The sequence below is a fragment of the Texcoconibacillus texcoconensis genome, assembly GCF_014202575.1.
In the GTDB taxonomy this organism is placed as follows: Bacteria; Bacillota; Bacilli; order Bacillales; family Salisediminibacteriaceae; genus Texcoconibacillus; species Texcoconibacillus texcoconensis.
Map to the genome: position 1 here is coordinate 86165 of NZ_JACHHB010000009.1, position 17309 is coordinate 103473.

General features: G+C 39.1%; 17 protein-coding genes. 7 read left to right on the plus strand and 10 right to left on the minus strand.

Annotated features, from left to right (window positions below; all coding sequences use genetic code 11):
- Nucleotide 1: 1 nt before the first annotated feature.
- Genes HNQ41_RS10645 through mnhG form a run of 3 tightly spaced genes read left to right on the plus strand, consistent with a single transcriptional unit; the run spans nucleotide 2 to nucleotide 1097 of the window.
- Nucleotides 2–478, plus strand: a complete 477-nt coding sequence (locus HNQ41_RS10645) for a Na+/H+ antiporter subunit E (RefSeq protein ID WP_184664412.1) — start codon at nucleotides 2–4, stop codon at nucleotides 476–478.
- Nucleotides 479–760 carry a Na(+)/H(+) antiporter subunit F1 gene (locus HNQ41_RS10650; RefSeq protein WP_184664413.1) on the plus strand — a complete coding sequence of 94 codons (282 nt, stop codon included), beginning with the start codon at nucleotides 479–481 and terminating at the stop codon, nucleotides 758–760.
- Entirely contained in the window at nucleotides 732–1097 is a 366-nt protein-coding gene (gene mnhG, locus HNQ41_RS10655) for a monovalent cation/H(+) antiporter subunit G (RefSeq protein ID WP_425506987.1), read from the plus strand. Before HNQ41_RS10650 ends, mnhG begins: the two co-directional genes overlap by 29 nt.
- Before the next feature lie 47 nt (nucleotides 1098–1144).
- Here the strand turns inward: mnhG and HNQ41_RS10660 are convergent, their stop codons facing one another.
- The 4 genes from HNQ41_RS10660 to HNQ41_RS10675 form a co-directional block, all read right to left on the minus strand.
- Complete coding sequence (locus HNQ41_RS10660) at nucleotides 1145–2503, minus strand: (Fe-S)-binding protein (RefSeq protein WP_184664486.1); 1359 nt, start codon at nucleotides 2501–2503, stop codon at nucleotides 1145–1147.
- A 5-nt stretch (nucleotides 2504–2508) separates the two neighbouring features.
- Entirely contained in the window at nucleotides 2509–3921 is a 1413-nt protein-coding gene (glcD, locus tag HNQ41_RS10665) for a glycolate oxidase subunit GlcD (protein WP_184664415.1), read from the minus strand.
- Nucleotides 3922–4052: 131 nt separating this feature from the next.
- Nucleotides 4053–5186, minus strand: coding sequence for a CdaR family transcriptional regulator (locus HNQ41_RS10670; RefSeq protein ID WP_184664416.1), 1134 nt, complete (start codon nucleotides 5184–5186; stop codon nucleotides 4053–4055).
- A gap of 25 nt (nucleotides 5187–5211) precedes the next feature.
- On the minus strand, nucleotides 5212–6018 hold the full coding sequence (locus HNQ41_RS10675; protein ID WP_343043357.1) for a phosphatidylserine decarboxylase: 807 nt from the start codon (nucleotides 6016–6018) through the stop codon (nucleotides 5212–5214).
- A 231-nt stretch (nucleotides 6019–6249) separates the two neighbouring features.
- Between HNQ41_RS10675 and pssA the strand changes: the two genes are divergently transcribed.
- From pssA to deoD, 4 genes are all read left to right on the plus strand, one after another.
- A complete protein-coding gene (pssA, locus tag HNQ41_RS10680; protein ID WP_184664418.1) occupies nucleotides 6250–6792 on the plus strand; it encodes a CDP-diacylglycerol--serine O-phosphatidyltransferase in 543 nt (180 codons plus the stop codon).
- Between the two features lie 213 nt (nucleotides 6793–7005).
- Nucleotides 7006–9627, plus strand: a complete 2622-nt coding sequence (locus HNQ41_RS10685; protein ID WP_184664419.1) for a CBS domain-containing protein — start codon at nucleotides 7006–7008, stop codon at nucleotides 9625–9627.
- A 356-nt stretch (nucleotides 9628–9983) separates the two neighbouring features.
- Complete coding sequence (locus HNQ41_RS10690; protein WP_184664420.1) at nucleotides 9984–10433, plus strand: TlpA disulfide reductase family protein; 450 nt, start codon at nucleotides 9984–9986, stop codon at nucleotides 10431–10433.
- A 289-nt stretch (nucleotides 10434–10722) separates the two neighbouring features.
- Nucleotides 10723–11430: a purine-nucleoside phosphorylase gene (gene deoD, locus HNQ41_RS10695; protein WP_184664421.1), complete on the plus strand. Its 708-nt coding sequence runs from the start codon at nucleotides 10723–10725 to the stop codon at nucleotides 11428–11430.
- 90 nt (nucleotides 11431–11520) lie between these two features.
- On the opposite strand, the gene lplA is transcribed toward deoD, so the two are convergent.
- The 6 genes from lplA to HNQ41_RS10725 form a co-directional block, all read right to left on the minus strand.
- On the minus strand, nucleotides 11521–12510 hold the full coding sequence (lplA, locus tag HNQ41_RS10700) for a lipoate--protein ligase (RefSeq protein ID WP_184664422.1): 990 nt from the start codon (nucleotides 12508–12510) through the stop codon (nucleotides 11521–11523).
- Between the two features lie 211 nt (nucleotides 12511–12721).
- On the minus strand, nucleotides 12722–13459 hold the full coding sequence (gene sigK, locus HNQ41_RS10705; RefSeq protein ID WP_184664423.1) for an RNA polymerase sporulation sigma factor SigK: 738 nt from the start codon (nucleotides 13457–13459) through the stop codon (nucleotides 12722–12724).
- 147 nt (nucleotides 13460–13606) lie between these two features.
- Complete coding sequence (sda, locus tag HNQ41_RS10710; protein ID WP_184664424.1) at nucleotides 13607–13774, minus strand: sporulation histidine kinase inhibitor Sda; 168 nt, start codon at nucleotides 13772–13774, stop codon at nucleotides 13607–13609.
- Between the two features lie 272 nt (nucleotides 13775–14046).
- Nucleotides 14047–14658 carry an NAD(P)H:quinone oxidoreductase gene (gene wrbA, locus HNQ41_RS10715; protein ID WP_184664425.1) on the minus strand — a complete coding sequence of 204 codons (612 nt, stop codon included), beginning with the start codon at nucleotides 14656–14658 and terminating at the stop codon, nucleotides 14047–14049.
- A gap of 300 nt (nucleotides 14659–14958) precedes the next feature.
- Nucleotides 14959–15405 carry a MarR family winged helix-turn-helix transcriptional regulator gene (locus HNQ41_RS10720; RefSeq protein ID WP_184664426.1) on the minus strand — a complete coding sequence of 149 codons (447 nt, stop codon included), beginning with the start codon at nucleotides 15403–15405 and terminating at the stop codon, nucleotides 14959–14961.
- 97 nt (nucleotides 15406–15502) lie between these two features.
- Nucleotides 15503–17308 (minus strand): ferrous iron transporter B, encoded by a 1806-nt coding sequence (locus HNQ41_RS10725; RefSeq protein ID WP_184664427.1) that lies wholly within the window; start codon nucleotides 17306–17308, stop codon nucleotides 15503–15505.
- Nucleotide 17309 lies beyond the last annotated feature (1 nt).

The window sequence follows — 17309 nt, forward strand, 5'->3', positions numbered from 1 at the left end:
TATGGCTAGTCAAATTTTACTTAACATCGGTATAGCTTTAATTTGGATGTTGTTACGCAACGACTACTCGCCTGTGGAATTTATGCTAGGTTACATCGTCGGATTAGGGATATTGTTCGTTCTTCGACGATTTTTAGAATTCGATTTTTACTTCCGACGGGTTATTGCAATGTTCAAACTTTTTTTCCTATTCATCTGGAAACTCATTTTATCGAACATTGACATGATTAAAATTGTTTTAAGCCCAAAGTTGGATATTGAACCTGGTATTGTTGCTGTTCCAACGAAATTACAATCAGATAGAGAAGTTACACTGCTAGCAACACTCATTTCATTAACACCTGGAACGCTTTCAATGAGTTTTTCTGAGGATGGTCGCACGATTTTCGTTCACTTTATCGATGTACCAGATAAAGAAAAGGCCATTGAAGAAATTCAAGAGTCATTTGAACATGCTATCTTGGAGGTGACGAAATAAATGTTAGACACTGTGTTTTTAATTACGCTCTTCGTGATGGCAGTTGCGATGCTCGCTTTATTTTATCGAGCCATCAAAGGACCTACCATGTCTGACCGAATCGTCGCCTTAGATACACTAGGTATTAGCCTAATCGGTTTTATCGGTATCGTGATGATGATCCAAGATACCCTTGCATATTCTGATGTTATGCTCGTTCTTGCAATTTTAGCGTTCATCGGATCGATTGCCCTCGCTAAATTTGTTGAAGGAGGTGTCGTCCTTGATCGAACTCGTGATTAGTGCGTTTGTTATACTCGGCGGATTGTTGACACTTTTAGGAGCGATCGGGATTATTCGCTTACCTGATGTCTACGGTCGTTTACATGCCGCCACCAAAAGTGCGACGCTCGGAGTAATCAGCATTATGGTCGCTGTGTTCCTCTACTTCGTTTCAACAGAGGGTGTATTTAGCGGTAAAGTATTGCTAACGATTCTTTTCGTATTTATGACGGCACCTGTTGCAGCATTTATGATTTCACGGTCTGCTTACACTGTCGGTGTAAAAATGTTTAATAAAGGTCATCAAGACGATTTAGCAAAATACGAAAATCGTGAAAAAGAAATCTCAAAAAATTAACTCATTACGAAAGAGCCTATGATGAAATCATAGGCTCTTTTAGTGTATTACATATTATTTTGCAATGAATGAGACGCATATTTTTCCTGATAATGACGTACTGCATCAGCTAGTAAGTCAACGATATGAACGCCTTTCATATGTTCAGACTTTTGCTCTCGCTCGATACCGAGTTTCATTTGTAACAAACATCCAGGATTGGCTGTCACAATCGTTGTTGCATCTGTATGTGTGGCATGAACCATCTTTTCATCGAGAATTTGCATCGACATCTCTGTTTCAATTAAGTTATAAATTCCTGCAGAACCGCAACAACGATCTGCTTGCTTCATTTCTTTATACGTTACACCTTCAATCGATTGAAGTAACTGACGAGGTGCAGAGGCCGTTTTCATCACGTTGCGTAAATGGCATGAATCCTGATATGTGATAACTTGTGGCTCAAGTACCATTTTTGGTGGACCGACCTCAACGAGAACCTCAGAAATATCAAGAACCTTATTGGAAAATTCCTTTGCTCGCTCTTCCCATTCTGGATCTCCATGAAACAATTCATCATAATCAGTAAGAAACGCACCACAACCGCCTGAATTTAATACGATATGATCAATGTCTTCCAATTTTTCAAATGCTTCAATGTTTCTTTTCGCTAGTTGTTTCGCTTTACCTTTCTCTCCGCTGTGTCCATGAAGAGCCCCACAACAATTTTGTTCCTCTGGGATCACTACTTCACAATTCGACTCCTGCAACAAATACAAAGTTGAATCGTTTGTCTTCATAAACATCGTATCCATTAAACAACCTGAGAAAAATGCGACGCGTTTCGTTTTTGTCGTTTTTGGTTCAATGTAAGTCGGACGTTTTTTTAGCTCTTTGGGTGACGGAATATTAGGTAATACTTTCTCCATCATCCCCATTTGACGTCCAGCGATGTTCACAGCTTTTGTTGCTCGCGCAAGTTTTTGGATACCTGTTTTTTGATAAAACCACATCAACCCGACAAGCTTACGCATTCTTTTTTTGTGAGGAAACACCTCATCAAAAACGACACGTCGAACCGTGCGTACAGGTAATGAGTGTTGTTTCTCCTCTTGTAAAATATCACGCGCTTGTTCGACTAATTGTCCATACTTTACACCTGAAGGGCAAGCTGGTTCACATGCACGGCAGCCAAGGCACAAACTTAATTGATCTTCTAAATCTTGATCTGGTTCAATCATCCCGTCTGCGACTGCCTTCATCAACGATATCCTTCCCCTAGGAGACGCTCCCTCATAACCTCCAGTTTCAATATAAGTTGGACATGATGGTAAACAAAACCCACAACGCATGCAATTTAATAATTCATCATCGTTCATCTTTTCTTGAAAATCACGTGAGATTTGTTGCTTACGCTCATTTGACATGGTGCTCATCGACTCACCACCACCCGTTTACGAGCCGATTTAGCAAACATTTTTCCTGGATTCATAATGTTATTTGGGTCAAGCGCTTGCTTGATCGCTTTCATCGCTGTTACGCCTTCTTCCCCAACTTTCCATGCTAAATACGGTGCTTTCATGATGCCAACACCATGCTCTCCAGTAATTGTACCGCCCAAATCAATCGCCTTAGCAAAAATATCTTCAAATGCTTCTTCCACACGTTGCATCTCTTCTTTTTCTCTAGCATCGGTCATACATGTAGGGTGTAAGTTGCCATCACCAGCATGACCAAACGTGCAAATTTGTACGTTATGATCTTCGGCAATTTGCTCAATTGCACGAACCATCTCTGCAATTTTCGAGCGCGGCACCGTCGCATCTTCTAAAATGGTCGTTGGTTTCATTCTCGCTAAAGCTGAAAGTGCAGAACGACGGGCTGCTGTTAACTGCTCTCCTTGCTCAACGGTCTCAGCTACCTCGACACTTAACGCATTTGATTCTCGGCAAATCTGTGCAATTTTCTCAATATCTCGCTCTACAACTTCCGGTTCACCATCCTGTTCAATGAGTAAAACTGCACCTACATCCGTTGGTAAACCAATATTAGCAAAATCTTCAACGACTTGAACTGTCGGCTGATCTAAGAATTCCAACGTAGTTGGAATGATTTGTGCTGCAATCGTCTTTGATACTGTTTTTGCCGCATCTTCTAAGCAATCATATAAAGCGAGCATCGTCTTTTTCGTCTTTGGCTTCGGTACGAGCTTCAATGTCGCTTCAGTCACGATACCTAGTGTTCCTTCAGAACCAACAAGAAGACGGGTCAAATCATAACCAGCCACATCTTTGGCTAGCTTCCCACCTGTACGAATAATGTCCCCGTTCGGTAGAACGACTTCTAAACCAATAACGTAATCACGTGTCACACCATATTTGAGTCCCCGTAAACCACCTGAATTTTCATTGATATTACCACCAATGGTTGAAATTTTCATTGAAGACGGGTCCGGTGGATAAAACAAATTCACCTCTTCGACAGCTTCAATCATTTCCTGGGTAATCACTCCAGGTTCGACTGTGACAGTGAGATTTTCTTCATCTATTTCAATGATTTGATCCATGTGTTGAAATAATATGACAATGCCACCTTCAACAGGTGTTGTTCCAGCACACAAGTTTGTCCCTGATCCCCTTGGGACAATTGGAACCTTTTCTTCATTACAAACCTTAACAATTTCAGAAACCTCTTGTGTTTGACGAGGCATAATTGCCGCATCGGGCATCGCTTGATAATTTGGAGTTGCATCGTATGAATACACAATTAAATCTTGTGTAGAATCTAGTAAATTCTCTTCCCCGACTATCGCTACTAACCTAGCGCGCACTTCTCCAGATAACATGTACACTCCCCCTACGTGTAAACACTTTTTCAACTTTTTTGTTTAGTACCCCAATTATAAAAATGAAAGGCGTCTTCTTCTATGTATATTCACACGAATATCACAGATGAAAACGCCTTTCTTTTGTTCATTTAATTGAATTCATACCAAAATAAGAGTGCAATATAAAATTTAGTAAGTTGTTCACCATCTTTTAATCGCTTGCCTGTTAGTTCTGCAATGCGCTGTAAGCGGTAGTGTAGCGTGTTGATATGTATATGTAAATGTTTTGCTGTTTCCTTTAAAGATAATTCACATTCCATGTACTTTCGCAAAGTCCATAACAAATCTGGTTCGTATTTTAAAGGGCCTAGTACACGATCAATAAACAATTGACGTGTATCATCACTAATCTCCGCTAAAGCTACATCTAATGTTAAATCATCATAAAAAACGGTCGTCTTATGATGCTTAGCTACACGTAACGCTTTTTTGGCATTTTTATACGATAGACTCATTTCCGCAGCTTGTTGAACAGTTGATCCCGCTGCAATGTACACATTGACGTTCTGCCGTTTTTTTAGCGTTCTTTGACAATGAACGAGCTGATCACGAACCGCTTCCCTTTCTGTTGGCAACGCTGCCTGTTTTAATAGGACAAATCGCCCTTGCCCCCAACGAATGAGAAAGTCTTGTTCAGCTACAACTAACAGTTCGTGTAACTCGTCATAGACATCATATTCAACGAATCGTACCTCTCGGGAGCTACTTTCACTCATATCAATATCAATCAAAACACAAATGCGTGAAACATCCATCTGTATACCTAAAATTTCTCCTCGTTCATACATGTCTCGATCAACGATTTGTTTGTGCGCCCATTCATATACAAATGTTTCTAAGCCTCGATTTTTTGATGCTAGCCTTTCACTTGAATACGCTTCTTGAATGATCAGCTCTGTCATGCGTTGCGTCAGCTCTCCGAATGGGCCGATATTTTTTGGATCTCCTGTTAGACCAATCACACCAATCGGTTGTCCTGTAAATTTTATCGGCAAATTAAGGCCTGCTTTCACACCATTAAAGCTTGCTACATCAGAACTTGAAATTTTAATAATATCATTTTTTTGTAAAGCCAATAAAGCACCTTCATGATATTGACCTACCCTTGTTGTATCACTTGCAGCCATTATCGTTCCTTGATCATTTACCACAATGACCTCTTCATTTACGATGTCCCTAACTTCATAAACAATCCTCTTCGCTAACGAGGATAACAGTTTCATCGTCCATCCCCCCTCAACTGTTTATTTACGTTTCAGAAATACCATTGATGAACGATCCAATACGCTCCCCTTGTCGTACTTTTTTTCCTCCTTCTTGAATGTGTGAACATTCATTTTGGAATGTCCCTTTTTCAAACAGTAATAAAACACTGGAACCAAAGGAGAAAAAGGCAAACTCCTCCCCTTTGTGCAATGTTTTTTCTTTATGAAGCACTTGAATACTATTAACATTCATAGCACCAACTTTTGCGATATTAACTCGCTTGCCACCTTGCATTTCTAATTCAGTCATTAAGCGGTAATTTTTAGATAACGGTTGATCGGCATGCTTTAGTCCAAATGGATTAACAGGAGCTGAACGAGAACCAAGTGCCCAACGTTTCACCATCTCCCCTGTCACCGGACTATGGATTCGGTGATAATCTTGGGGACTTAAGTAAAATAACAAAACCGTTCCACCTATGTAACGCTCAGCTAATTCCTCTGATCCTAATAACGTCGAAAGATCATATGTTTGTCCTTTCACCGTAAAAGCCTCATGTTCATCAATTTCTTCTGTATGAGTAAGTACCCCATCCACGGGACTAACAATGCTTGAAGGGTCTTCATCTATAGGTCTTGACCCTTCCCTTAACTTTCTACTAAACAACTCTTGTAATGATTGGTAAGAATCGATTGACTTCTCCATTTCATTTTCATCAATCTTATATGTCTTTACAAACGAGCGATTAACATACCGACTAAATGTAGAAGATGTAAAGTTTCGTAATATACTAGAAGTAAGTGGGTGGTTCGACAGTTCAACAAACTTGCGGTATAATTTAAGTTTCACGTTCATTCCTCCAAGTGAATCTTTTTCAAAAAGTATGGGGTTTTATGTGATTCATAGTTAATGCCTTAACATTATGGTATAATTATGATTTAAGAAATACTCCCTTAACACTTTTTCTAAACGAATCATTGATAAGAGCACCTTTAAATATATATAAATAGGTATTACTCTCCCGTTTTACCTTCCAGCAAACTAAAACTTTGCTGATTGATCATAAGGAGTGATCTCATTTTGACGATATTGCAACATGTTGTTGATCATACGATCAAAAAGTTTCGTAGCCAAACAGCCAATTTACTAACGATTACAAATCTAGGGCTTGGTGGTTTTGCGATTCTATTTGTTTTACAAGGGCAGTTCGGCTTAAGTGTATTAGCAATCTGTTTAGCTGCCATTTTCGACCGCCTTGACGGTCGCATCGCGCGCAAAATGAACATCGAATCTGAAATGGGCAAACAACTGGACTCATTATGTGATATCATCTCATTCGGTGTCGCCCCTTCTTTACTTCTATATCAATCGACATTAATTGATTTTGGTATAGCTGGTGCAGTCTTTACGATTATTTTCATTGCTTGTGGTGCGATTCGATTAGCTCGATTTAACGTTTCGGAAGCACCTGGATATTTTGTCGGCCTTCCGATTACGGCAGCTGGTTGTTTGTTAACCATTAGTCACCTGTTAACAGGCTCGATACCTGAACCTGCGTTTATGTTTATTATTTTAACATTATCTGTCCTCATGATAAGTAATTTCCGTGTAAAAAAAATGTAATGTCGAATCATCTCTTTTGATTGTAACATGTCCATGTAGAAAAGTCTGTTCTTCGCTTATACGAAGCTACAGGCTTTTTTATTGACTATAACTTCTTTGTCACGCCTTATACCACGTTTAGAATATGACTATAGTCATGTGCACCATTTTCTTTTTTCACACTGATGAGTACAATAATATGAAGTTCGACGATTCATGAAAGGAGACCAACTTATGCAACTCATCCTCTCACATAACCACTTAGACTTCGATGGACTCGCTTCAATGATTGCAGCAAAAAAACTACATCCGCAATCAATGATGGTTTTGCCACATAAACGTTCCTCTGCAGTAGATCATTTTTTAGCGATCTACAAAGATGCTTTCGCTTTCCACAATGAAAAGAAAGTTGATTGGAAGGCGATTGATAAAGTTATTCTCGTCGACACAGCAAACTTAGCTCGCACTGGGTTTAAGAAAATAAACAACCTTAAAGACGGTGTGTCATTCCATGTTTATGATCACCATCAACAAAAAGAGGACGACCTTACAACAGGAATCATCCAACGTGAGCAAGTAGGAGCTACAGTCACTTTACTTGTCGAACAGTTACAACAACAAAATATTAAGATTTCCTCTTTTGAAGCTACAATATTTGCCTTAGGGCTTTATTCGGACACTGGGGCTTTTTGTTTCGACTCTACGACAGCTCGTGATCTTCACGTAGGTGCTTTTCTCGTCGAGCAAGGCGCTCAACTGCAAATCATCAAAAAATACAGACAACAACCTTTAGAAGAAGAACAGCACCTTTTATTACAATCACTGTTAAACACATACGAGACGTACTCATTCAATGGTGTGGAAATTCTTTTGGCCAAGCATCGCCAAGAAGAATACACCAACAACTTAGCGATCATTTGTCGACGCATGTTAGAAACGACGAAAGCTGACGCAGTGTTTGCACTTGTTGAAATGGGGAATACAACCTTTCTCACTGCCAGATCTAGCAGTGATCGAATAAATGTCCTCCCTGTTATTGAGGCGGTTGGAGGCGGCGGACACGAACAAGCTGCAGCCGGAAAAGCCAAGAATGCTGAATGGAGCACGTTGTGCGAAGATATAAGAAGGCGCCTGGAAAAGGCAGTGAAACCAGCGATCACAGCAGAGAACATGATGTCCTCACCTGTACGTGTGATTGCTCCAGATACGGCTGTTATCGATGCTTCAAAGATGCTCTATCGCTATGGACATACTGGGTTTCCCGTTATTCAAGATGGAGAATGCACCGGTATTATATCAAGACGCGATGTTGATAAAGCTTTACACCACGGTCTCGGACATGCACCTGTAAAAGGTTATATGAGCCGCAACCCTCAAACGATCTCTAAAGAGAAATCGTTAGAAGGCATTCAAGAAATCATGATTGAACACAACATCGGGCGATTACCTGTCATAGATGATGGACAAATGATTGGAATCGTCTCACGTACTGATGTGATTCGAGCCATTCATGGGAAAAAGGAAACAAACGATCCATCACAAGTATTTCATCATGTCCCTACTCGTCACTCTGTGTACGAATTCATGTCATCATTGTTGTCTAAAGAACTATTTACGTTATTAAAGCACATTGGCGAAGAAGCTAAGCAGTTAAAAATGAATGCTTTTATAATCGGTGGCATCGTGCGAGATATTTTATTACATAAAAACAACGAAGATATTGATATTGTTGTAGAAGGGAATGGCATTGAATTAGCCAACACACTTGCAAATTCATACGGCGGATTCGTACGGACTCATCCGACGTTCCAGACAGCTACTTGGAAACACACCTCTGGTTTTAAAATAGATATCACGAGTGCTCGAACTGAATACTATGACTACCCAGCCGCGCTTCCTGATGTGGAAATGTCAAGTATAAAAGAAGATTTATACAGACGAGATTTCACGATTAATGCCATGGCCATTAACCTCCATCCCGAAAGCTTTGGAACACTTATTGATTACTTTCATGGCTATGAAGACTTAAAAAAAGGACATATTCGTACGCTTTATAACCTTAGTTTCGTTGAAGATCCTACTCGTCTATTACGGGCGATCCGTTTTGAAACACGATTCAACTTTTCGATGGATGAAGAGACCGAGCGTTTCGCATATGAATCAGTACAGCACATCCACCAAACATCCACACCTAGAATTGCTAGCGAGTTGAAGCGCCTTACTGAAGAAGGCAATCCCAAAAAAGGGTTTGAAAGGTTACAAGCATTCGGTATATGCTCATTTTTGTTCCAAAAATTACGGAGCAACGAAGACATATTATTGGACATCGAACAATTTTCAACGTTCATCGCAAGCGCAGGCACCAAATCAAAGCATTGGCAGTTCACCGATTCCATTTGGCTTAGCTACATGACTTTTACCATCCCGTGTCGACCTGGTGTACATCGAGAACTTCAGCCATTTAGCCAAAATAAACAAGACGATCGATTCATCGAACAATGGGGTACACTAATTGATCATAAATTTCATGAAAAAGACCTTACTGCACCACTTTCAGAATGGCATCAATGGTTTCATCAATATGATGATGAACCACTTTTAGCTTGGGCATATCATTCAGACATGACTCAGCAAGCACTAAGAAAAACCAAAATGGAAACATATATTAATTCTCGATCTCACTTACCACAATTCATCGATGGTAACAATTTGCAATCGCTTGGGTTTAAACCTGGGCCATGTTTCCGTGACATTCTATTTACTGTTGAACAGTGGCTATTAGATGACCCTACATTATCCCGTACAGACATAGAAACACGAATTTTACAAACCTTCCATGAAAAGAAAGAGGATTAATTGAACTTATTGCTTTGATAAAATCATCATTCATTCGAACCAATTTCATAATGAAGGGTTTTTAAAAACATCACGAAGGTCAACGTTCATTTTTGAAACTGATTGAAACGAAAGGCGGCGACTCCCAAAGGATCAGCGCAGTCTGAAAATCCAATTCAGCGACGGTTTGTGGAGCTGAATTTAGCTGAAGACAAGCCCTTGGGAAAGCGTCCGCCTGCAGTGAAAATCACAATCCATGTTCCGAAATGATCTTTACATCATCTATTATGAAATTCATTCACTTAACTTTTTTACGTAGAATAAATCATCGAACAATACTTCATACTACTTATCAAAGCAATAAGGAGTGAATGATGATGAAACTTAGGGAACAAATGCCTGAGCTCGAAGGGGCAACTGAATGGATAAATGGCGAAGTAAGCAAAAGTGAGCTCATTGGTAACAAACCAACTCTCATACACTTCTGGTCTGTCAGTTGCGGTCTATGTAAAGAGGCAATGCCTGATGTAAATGAATTCCGTGACGAATACGAAGATGAATTAAACGTGATTGCAGTTCACATGCCACGCTCTGAAAAAGACCTTGACCTTCATGTTATTCGCTCAACAGCTCAAGGACACGATATCACTCAACCTATTTTTGTTGATAACGAACACAAACTGACAGACGCTTTCGAAAATCAATACGTACCCGCTTATTACGTCTTTGACCAAGAAGGAACACTTCGACATTTTCAAGCTGGTAACAGCGGTATGAAAATGCTTCGTAAACGTGTCAATCGCGTTCTCGGTAAAGAAGAGAATTGAATAACTCACGCTTGATTTCAACTAAAAATTAAAGCGTGAGTTGGCTATGCTCTACACAAAAGTGAAATTAGTATAACAAAAACTATATAATAAACTTTTTAACCCAACAAGGCACAAAATGATCCCGACTGATAAAACGAAATTTTCGGACTTATTCGCTTCAAAATTGAATAAAAAAGGATTTTTTGAAAACGTTTAAAAAATGTACCGAAATAAAATTGAAGTTTGTAAATAGGTATGATACTTTAAAAGAGTAGTTAACCTTAAAGAAAAAGAAAGGATGATCAACATGAGCGTACATATTGGCGCTAATAAAGGTGATATCGCAGAAACAATTTTACTTCCAGGAGACCCGCTTCGCGCAAAATACATTGCAGAAAACTTTTTAGAAGATGTCACTTGTTATAACGAAGTACGAGGTATGTACGGATATACAGGTACATACAACGGAAAGCGCGTTTCTGTTCAAGGAACAGGCATGGGAATACCTTCAATCTCCATTTATGCACAAGAACTCATTGAGCAATATGGCGTGAAAAACTTAATCCGTGTCGGATCTTGTGGTGCTTTACAAGAAGACATCAAAGTGCGTGACCTTGTACTAGCACAAGCTGCATCTACTGACTCTGGCGTAAACCAACGTCGTTTCCACGGCATTGACTTTGCTCCGGTAGCAGATTTCAACTTATTAAAGAAAGCACATGACATCGCAACAGAGCGTAACTTTAATGTCAGTGTCGGAAACGTATACACAAGCGATAACTTCTACACAGAAGAAAAAGAATTGACAAACACACTAGCTAACCACGATGTGTTGGCAGTTGAAATGGAAACAACAGCACTTTACACACTTGCAGCGAAATTTGGTGTATCTGCATTAACAGTTCTTACAGTTAGTGACCACATCATTACAGGCGAAGAAACAACTTCCCAAGAACGTCAAGAAACATTTAACGAAATGGTTGAAGTAGCATTAAACGCAGCTCTTAGCGAATAATCATTTTTTAAACACTAAAAAGGTCAGACGACTGATCTCTAAAAAGAGGACAGTGTCTGACCTTTTTATGACATTAAGTATATAACCACATTAGTAACACAACGCAACGAGCTCTTCCTTCTCAACAGGGCCGAAATAATGACGCGTATCCAATTGATCAAACGCTTGTCGGATTGCTTGACGCTCGTGTTTGACTCCCTTTAATGCTTCCTCTACATCAGAAATGTCTCCTACACCAAAAAAGTCTCCATAGATTTTGCAATCTTGAATAACGCCTCGCGACACGTTCAAACGGATATCAACGCTTCCATAATCGGTACGTTTTGAGCGCTCAAGGTCAAATTTCGGTGATTTTCCAAAGTTCCACTCCCATTTTTGGTACCGTTCTTCAGAAATTTCATGGATCTTTTTCCAATCTTCGTCTGTTAACGGTTGCTCATCAATATTCTCTTCACTACCAAAAATATAACGAAGGATCGTTTTCTTGAATTCATCCATCGTCAATTTCTCACTGAGAAATTCATTGATGTTTGCAACACGACTGCGAATAGACTTGATCCCTTTTGAACGAATTTTTTCATCACTTACGTTTAAGCTTTTGACGACATTTTCGACTTCGGAGTCCAGCATAAGCGTACCATGACTAAACATTCGACCCTTTGTTGTATATTGAGCATTTCCAGAAACTTTTCTTTCTCCGACAACTAAATCGTTCCGACCGCTCAGCTCTGCTTCTACACCTAACTTGTTTAACGCATCAACAACCGGTTGCGTAAACTTTTGAAAGTTATGAAAGCTTTCTCCATCATCTTTTGTAATGAAACTAAAGTTTAAGTTTCCATGATCATGGTAAACGGCGCCGCCCCCCGATAGACGTCGAACGACATGAATCCCCTGATCCTCAACGTAATCAGTATTGATCTCTTCAATCGTATTTTGGTTTTTTCCAATAATGATTGAAGGTTCATTAATATAAAACAACAAATACGTCTCGTTGGGGTCCAAATATTTTAACGCATACTCCTCAATCGCTAAATTGATGCGTGGATCAGTGATTTGCTGGTTATCAATAAATCGCATCATATCCCTCCTTCGTCTTTTATTATAGCATGTCCACCGGAATACAAAAAAAAGAAACCACCTAGTAAACTGACTCTTGCGGTTTTCCAATATTTTAGAGGTGTAGACAACCCGTCACGCTAAAATCATAACGAAAGGCCCCTCACTTGATAAATGAGAGGCCTTTCGTTCGTACTGCTACTAAACACATATAGAAATCAACGTTTCACTTTTAATCAAAAAATCGTTTTTCTTGCCCTTTTGTACCTTCTTTTTGATGACGATAAAACTCATGAAACAATTTCATTAACGCACGCTTTTCGATCCGGGACACATAGCTTCTAGAAATACCTAAATTTCGAGCAATTTGCCGTTGTGTTTGCTCCTCTTCATTATTGAGGCCAAACCGCCTAATCACAACATCCCTTTCACGTTCATCTAAAACGTGAATATACTCATAAATTTGCCTTTTCTCCATTTTTAATTGAATCATTTCAACGACGTCTTCTGTGTCAGATTGTAACACATCCATCAAACTAATCTCATTTCCTTCTTTATCTGTTCCGATTGGATCTTGTAGTGAAACGTCTTTACTTACTTTCTTCAATGACCTTAAATGCATGAGGATTTCATTTTCTATACACCGGGCCGCATACGTAGCTAATTTCGTTCCTTTTCCAGGTGAAAAGCTTTCAATCGCTTTAATTAATCCAATTGTGCCTATAGAAATTAAGTCTTCATTTTCTTCACGGGTATTTTCAAATTTTTTGACGATATGTGCAACAAGGCGTAAATTGTGTTCAATCAAACGATTTCGTGCTTCGGGGTCGCCTTCTTCTTTCATGAGACGTAAGTATTTCTTTTCTTCTTCATCGCTGAGAGGTTGTGGAAACGCATTGTTTTTGACGAAGGATACGAACACAAACACTTCTTTGATGATCGAACTAAGTGCCGCTATAATACTTGACATTTCGTCACCTCCGATACTTAGGCATCTTACCCAAAGTATATGCCTAGCGGAGGATGTCTGTGTCTGTCTTACGAAAGTTAGAAGATGTGACAAGATAATTTTTTTAAATGATAAAAAAGCAAGCCCTCCATTTTTGGCTTGCTCTACTTAGGACTTATTGTTATCGGCAGTGGCAACCTTCTTCGCTTCATCGAAAATAATGCCTCTGCGATCTAATTCTTCCTTTAATATTTGAAGAAACTCACCATCAAGTTGTGAACGAACAGCATGCTCATAAGCTTCGACTAATAACTCATCCTTTAACTTTGTATACATTTGTAACACCCTTTATGCTTATTTCGTTAACAAATTTTATTCTATATTTAGTTTTCCGAAATTTCAATCCTTTAGAACTGAAAATTCTGATAACAATATGAACAAAATGTCATAATAAGGAATCTGCATTTTAACAAAATAGACATTTAAAACCAGATTCCTAACCTCCTTAAAGTTAAAGCATCTTTAATTAAGAAAAGACAGGGAGATTCCCTGCCTTTTGTCTAACCTTCAGTTTTTCCAAGTATGTTTACCACACATTGATAACAATATTATTGCTGACCATTTTTAACCCATTCAGCGACTTGTACTGTTCGTTTTGCTTGGTGTTTGACAGCAGCTTCAACATCTTCTTGCATTTTGCCGTCTTGGTCTACGGTTACACTCGTACCATAAGGATTTCCGCCACCCGCGAAAATCGATTCATCAGTGTAACCAGGTGTTGCGACAAGTGCCCCCCAATGAAACATTGACGTGTAAAGTGATAAGAGCGTTTGCTCTTGGCCACCATGTGCGTTTTGTGCAGATGTCATCGCACTCACGACTTTATTGACTAGTTTTCCTTCCATCCATAGTCCACCAGCAGTATCAAAGAATTGCTTCATTTGCGCTGGTACATTACCAAAACGAGTCGGTGTACTAAAAATGATCGCATCCGCCCACTCTAGATCATCTAATGTTGCCTCTGGGACATCCTTCGTCTCTTCTAAATGTGCTTTCCACGCTGGATTTGATTCAACCGCTTCTTTTGGGGCGGTCTCGGGTACTCGCAATACTTTCACATCAGCACCTGTCGTTTTTGCACCTTCTTCAGCCCACTTTGCTAACTTATAGTTTGATCCTGTTGAACTGTAATACATGATTGCTAGTTTTACGTTTGACATATGATCTCTCCTTTTCTGATGAACCTTCACCAAATAATTTTTGTGAAAACCCCATTGTCTCACTACCTGTTTTTACTGACATTTGAGCTTATTTATCATTGAAAGCCCTCTCATTAATGAAGGGAATCAGCTCTATACCTTAATGATGGTCGCTGAATGTTCTCACCTCCTCAAAAGATAACATATCTTGAAATGATATATCTTTACTTCGAGATATTTAGGCGGAATTTGTTCAAAAAGTAAGCGGAAAAACTCCCGTCTTACTTTTTGAACTGTTACTTAGAGAGAATCGATCAAATATTATAATTGCTTTGCATGAAACCCTAATTTCTTCAACTTTTCGATCATCACTTCTTTTTCCTCGGGCCCAAGACCCCCAAAGATCTGTTGAATTCCTTCACTATGTTTAGGGAAGATATGCGCCATTAAATGACTACCTTCTTCAGTGATCATTGCATACGTTACGCGACGGTCTTTCGGACAAGCTTTTCTATGTAAATAACCTTTTTTTTCGAGCTTATCAACAACATACGTAATACTCCCACTCGCTAGTAGAACTTTTTTTCCGATTTGTTGGATCGGTTGCTCCCCCTTATGATACAGCAATTCCAAGACAGCAAACTCTGTCGGGTTTAAACCATGGCTTTTAATATCCTCTTCAACCTGATCTGTGATCGCTCTTGTGGCTCTCGATAAAACGACAAATAATTTTAACGATAAATCTTGATCAACATATTGATTTTTCATTTGTTACCAAATCCCCATCATTTATCTTGAATTCAAGATAAATGTACATGAAACGATTTCCAATGTCAACACTTCACTATCATTTTCATCCCTTTGATTACAACATAACATTTACGAACATATTACCAAAACGAGCGACAATACCACCGATTAAGAATGCCGTCAAGATCGTAACCACTAAAATGCCCAGAGCCACTTTCCAATTAAACTCCCTTGTGATCGTCGCAACAATGGCAATACAAGGTACATAAAAAAGTGAAATCACTGCCCCCGTAAATAATTGGACCAATGTTAAATCCATTTCAATCATAGGCACGACAGTTAATTCTCTTCGAAAAACACCTAACAACAAAGGTGTTGAAGCTTCAACAGGAAGTTGCAACCACTGAGTCACTAACGGACGCATAAATGAACTGATGTAGTTCATCACCCCTGTTTCATAAACAACCGAAGCAATCGCAATGATTTTCATCATTGGCACCGCCCCATCTACAATGTACTCTTTCATCCGAATGAAAACTTTCCTAAAAATAATATCTTTTTTCGGCGGTAAAAGATCTGGAATTTCAACAATTGTCGATGGAAATGCTCCTGGTATGAACTTAGCTAGCAACATCCCGGCTCCAACTAACACTAAGAGACTTATGGCAAAAACAGCAACTAAAACGAATAAACTTCGCTCTCCCAAGAGAAAAATCAGTGCACCAGATTGTGCTACACACGGAATTGCTAAGCTGATTAATGAAGTAACAATCAGCCTTTCTTTATAAGAACTTAAAGACCGTGAAGCCATAATTGCAGGAACACCACAACCATACCCTAGTAGAAATGGAATAATACTTGAGCCAGGTAACCCCATTTTATTAAAAATACCATCAAGTAAAACAGCTAACCTTGGTAAATATCCGCTATCTTCCATAATTGTAAATGCAATATAAAAAGATATAACATAAGGAAAAACAAGCGTAAACGGCCATTCAAGACCTTTAACTAATAATCCATATTCACCTATGAGAACTTGAAGAAACAGACCTTCAGGAATAATTTGTTCAGCTATAAAAACAAGAGCCGGAATCAATATTTCACGAAAAAGAGGAAGGAGTATATATTGACGCAACCCCATCCCTACTCCTACGACAAAAGCAAATACCAGTCCAAGGATTAATAAGCAAAGCGGAATTCCTGGCCATGGCTTAATCATTTTATCGCCCAGTGTTTCTTTTTGCTGAACCGAAGATTCTCGTTTTGACTTTATTTCAGATGTTATCTTCTCTACCCTATGCCATGCCTCTTCCTCTGTTATCTTGCCGCCCCCTAAACAGTCATGCCCTAGAGGTTCTTGTTCAACTGTCGTACGAAGTTGTTCCTTTACTCGTTCTAGTCCCTCCTTCTCTACTGCAACAGAAGGAATAACCGGGATTTTTATTTTGTCCATTAACTTGTTGACATCAATACTTTCGCCTTTCTTTTCTAGTAAATCGATTCGATTCAAAAGCGCGATGACAGGTATTTGATGTGCTTGTATTTGATTCAATAAAAAAAGACTTCTTTCTAAATTTTGCGCATCAAGTACGACAATAATTGCTTTTGGTACTTGAGCTACATTCACCTCAGTTTTTGATTGTTGTTTACTATGACAGCCATTTGAATGACTTATACTCCCACGTCCATATAATAAATCAACCGCTATCTGTTCAGCTTCATTGGTTGCTTCTAACGTATATGTACCAGGAACATCAATAAGTTGATATTCCTGTCCTCCAACCATAATATCCCCTACGGTATACTCCACGGTCGTACCAACATAATTAGCACAATCACTATTTTTTCCTGTTAAGTAATTGAAAATCACACTTTTCCCTACATTGGGTGGACCTATTAATAAGATGGTTTGCTTTGACATC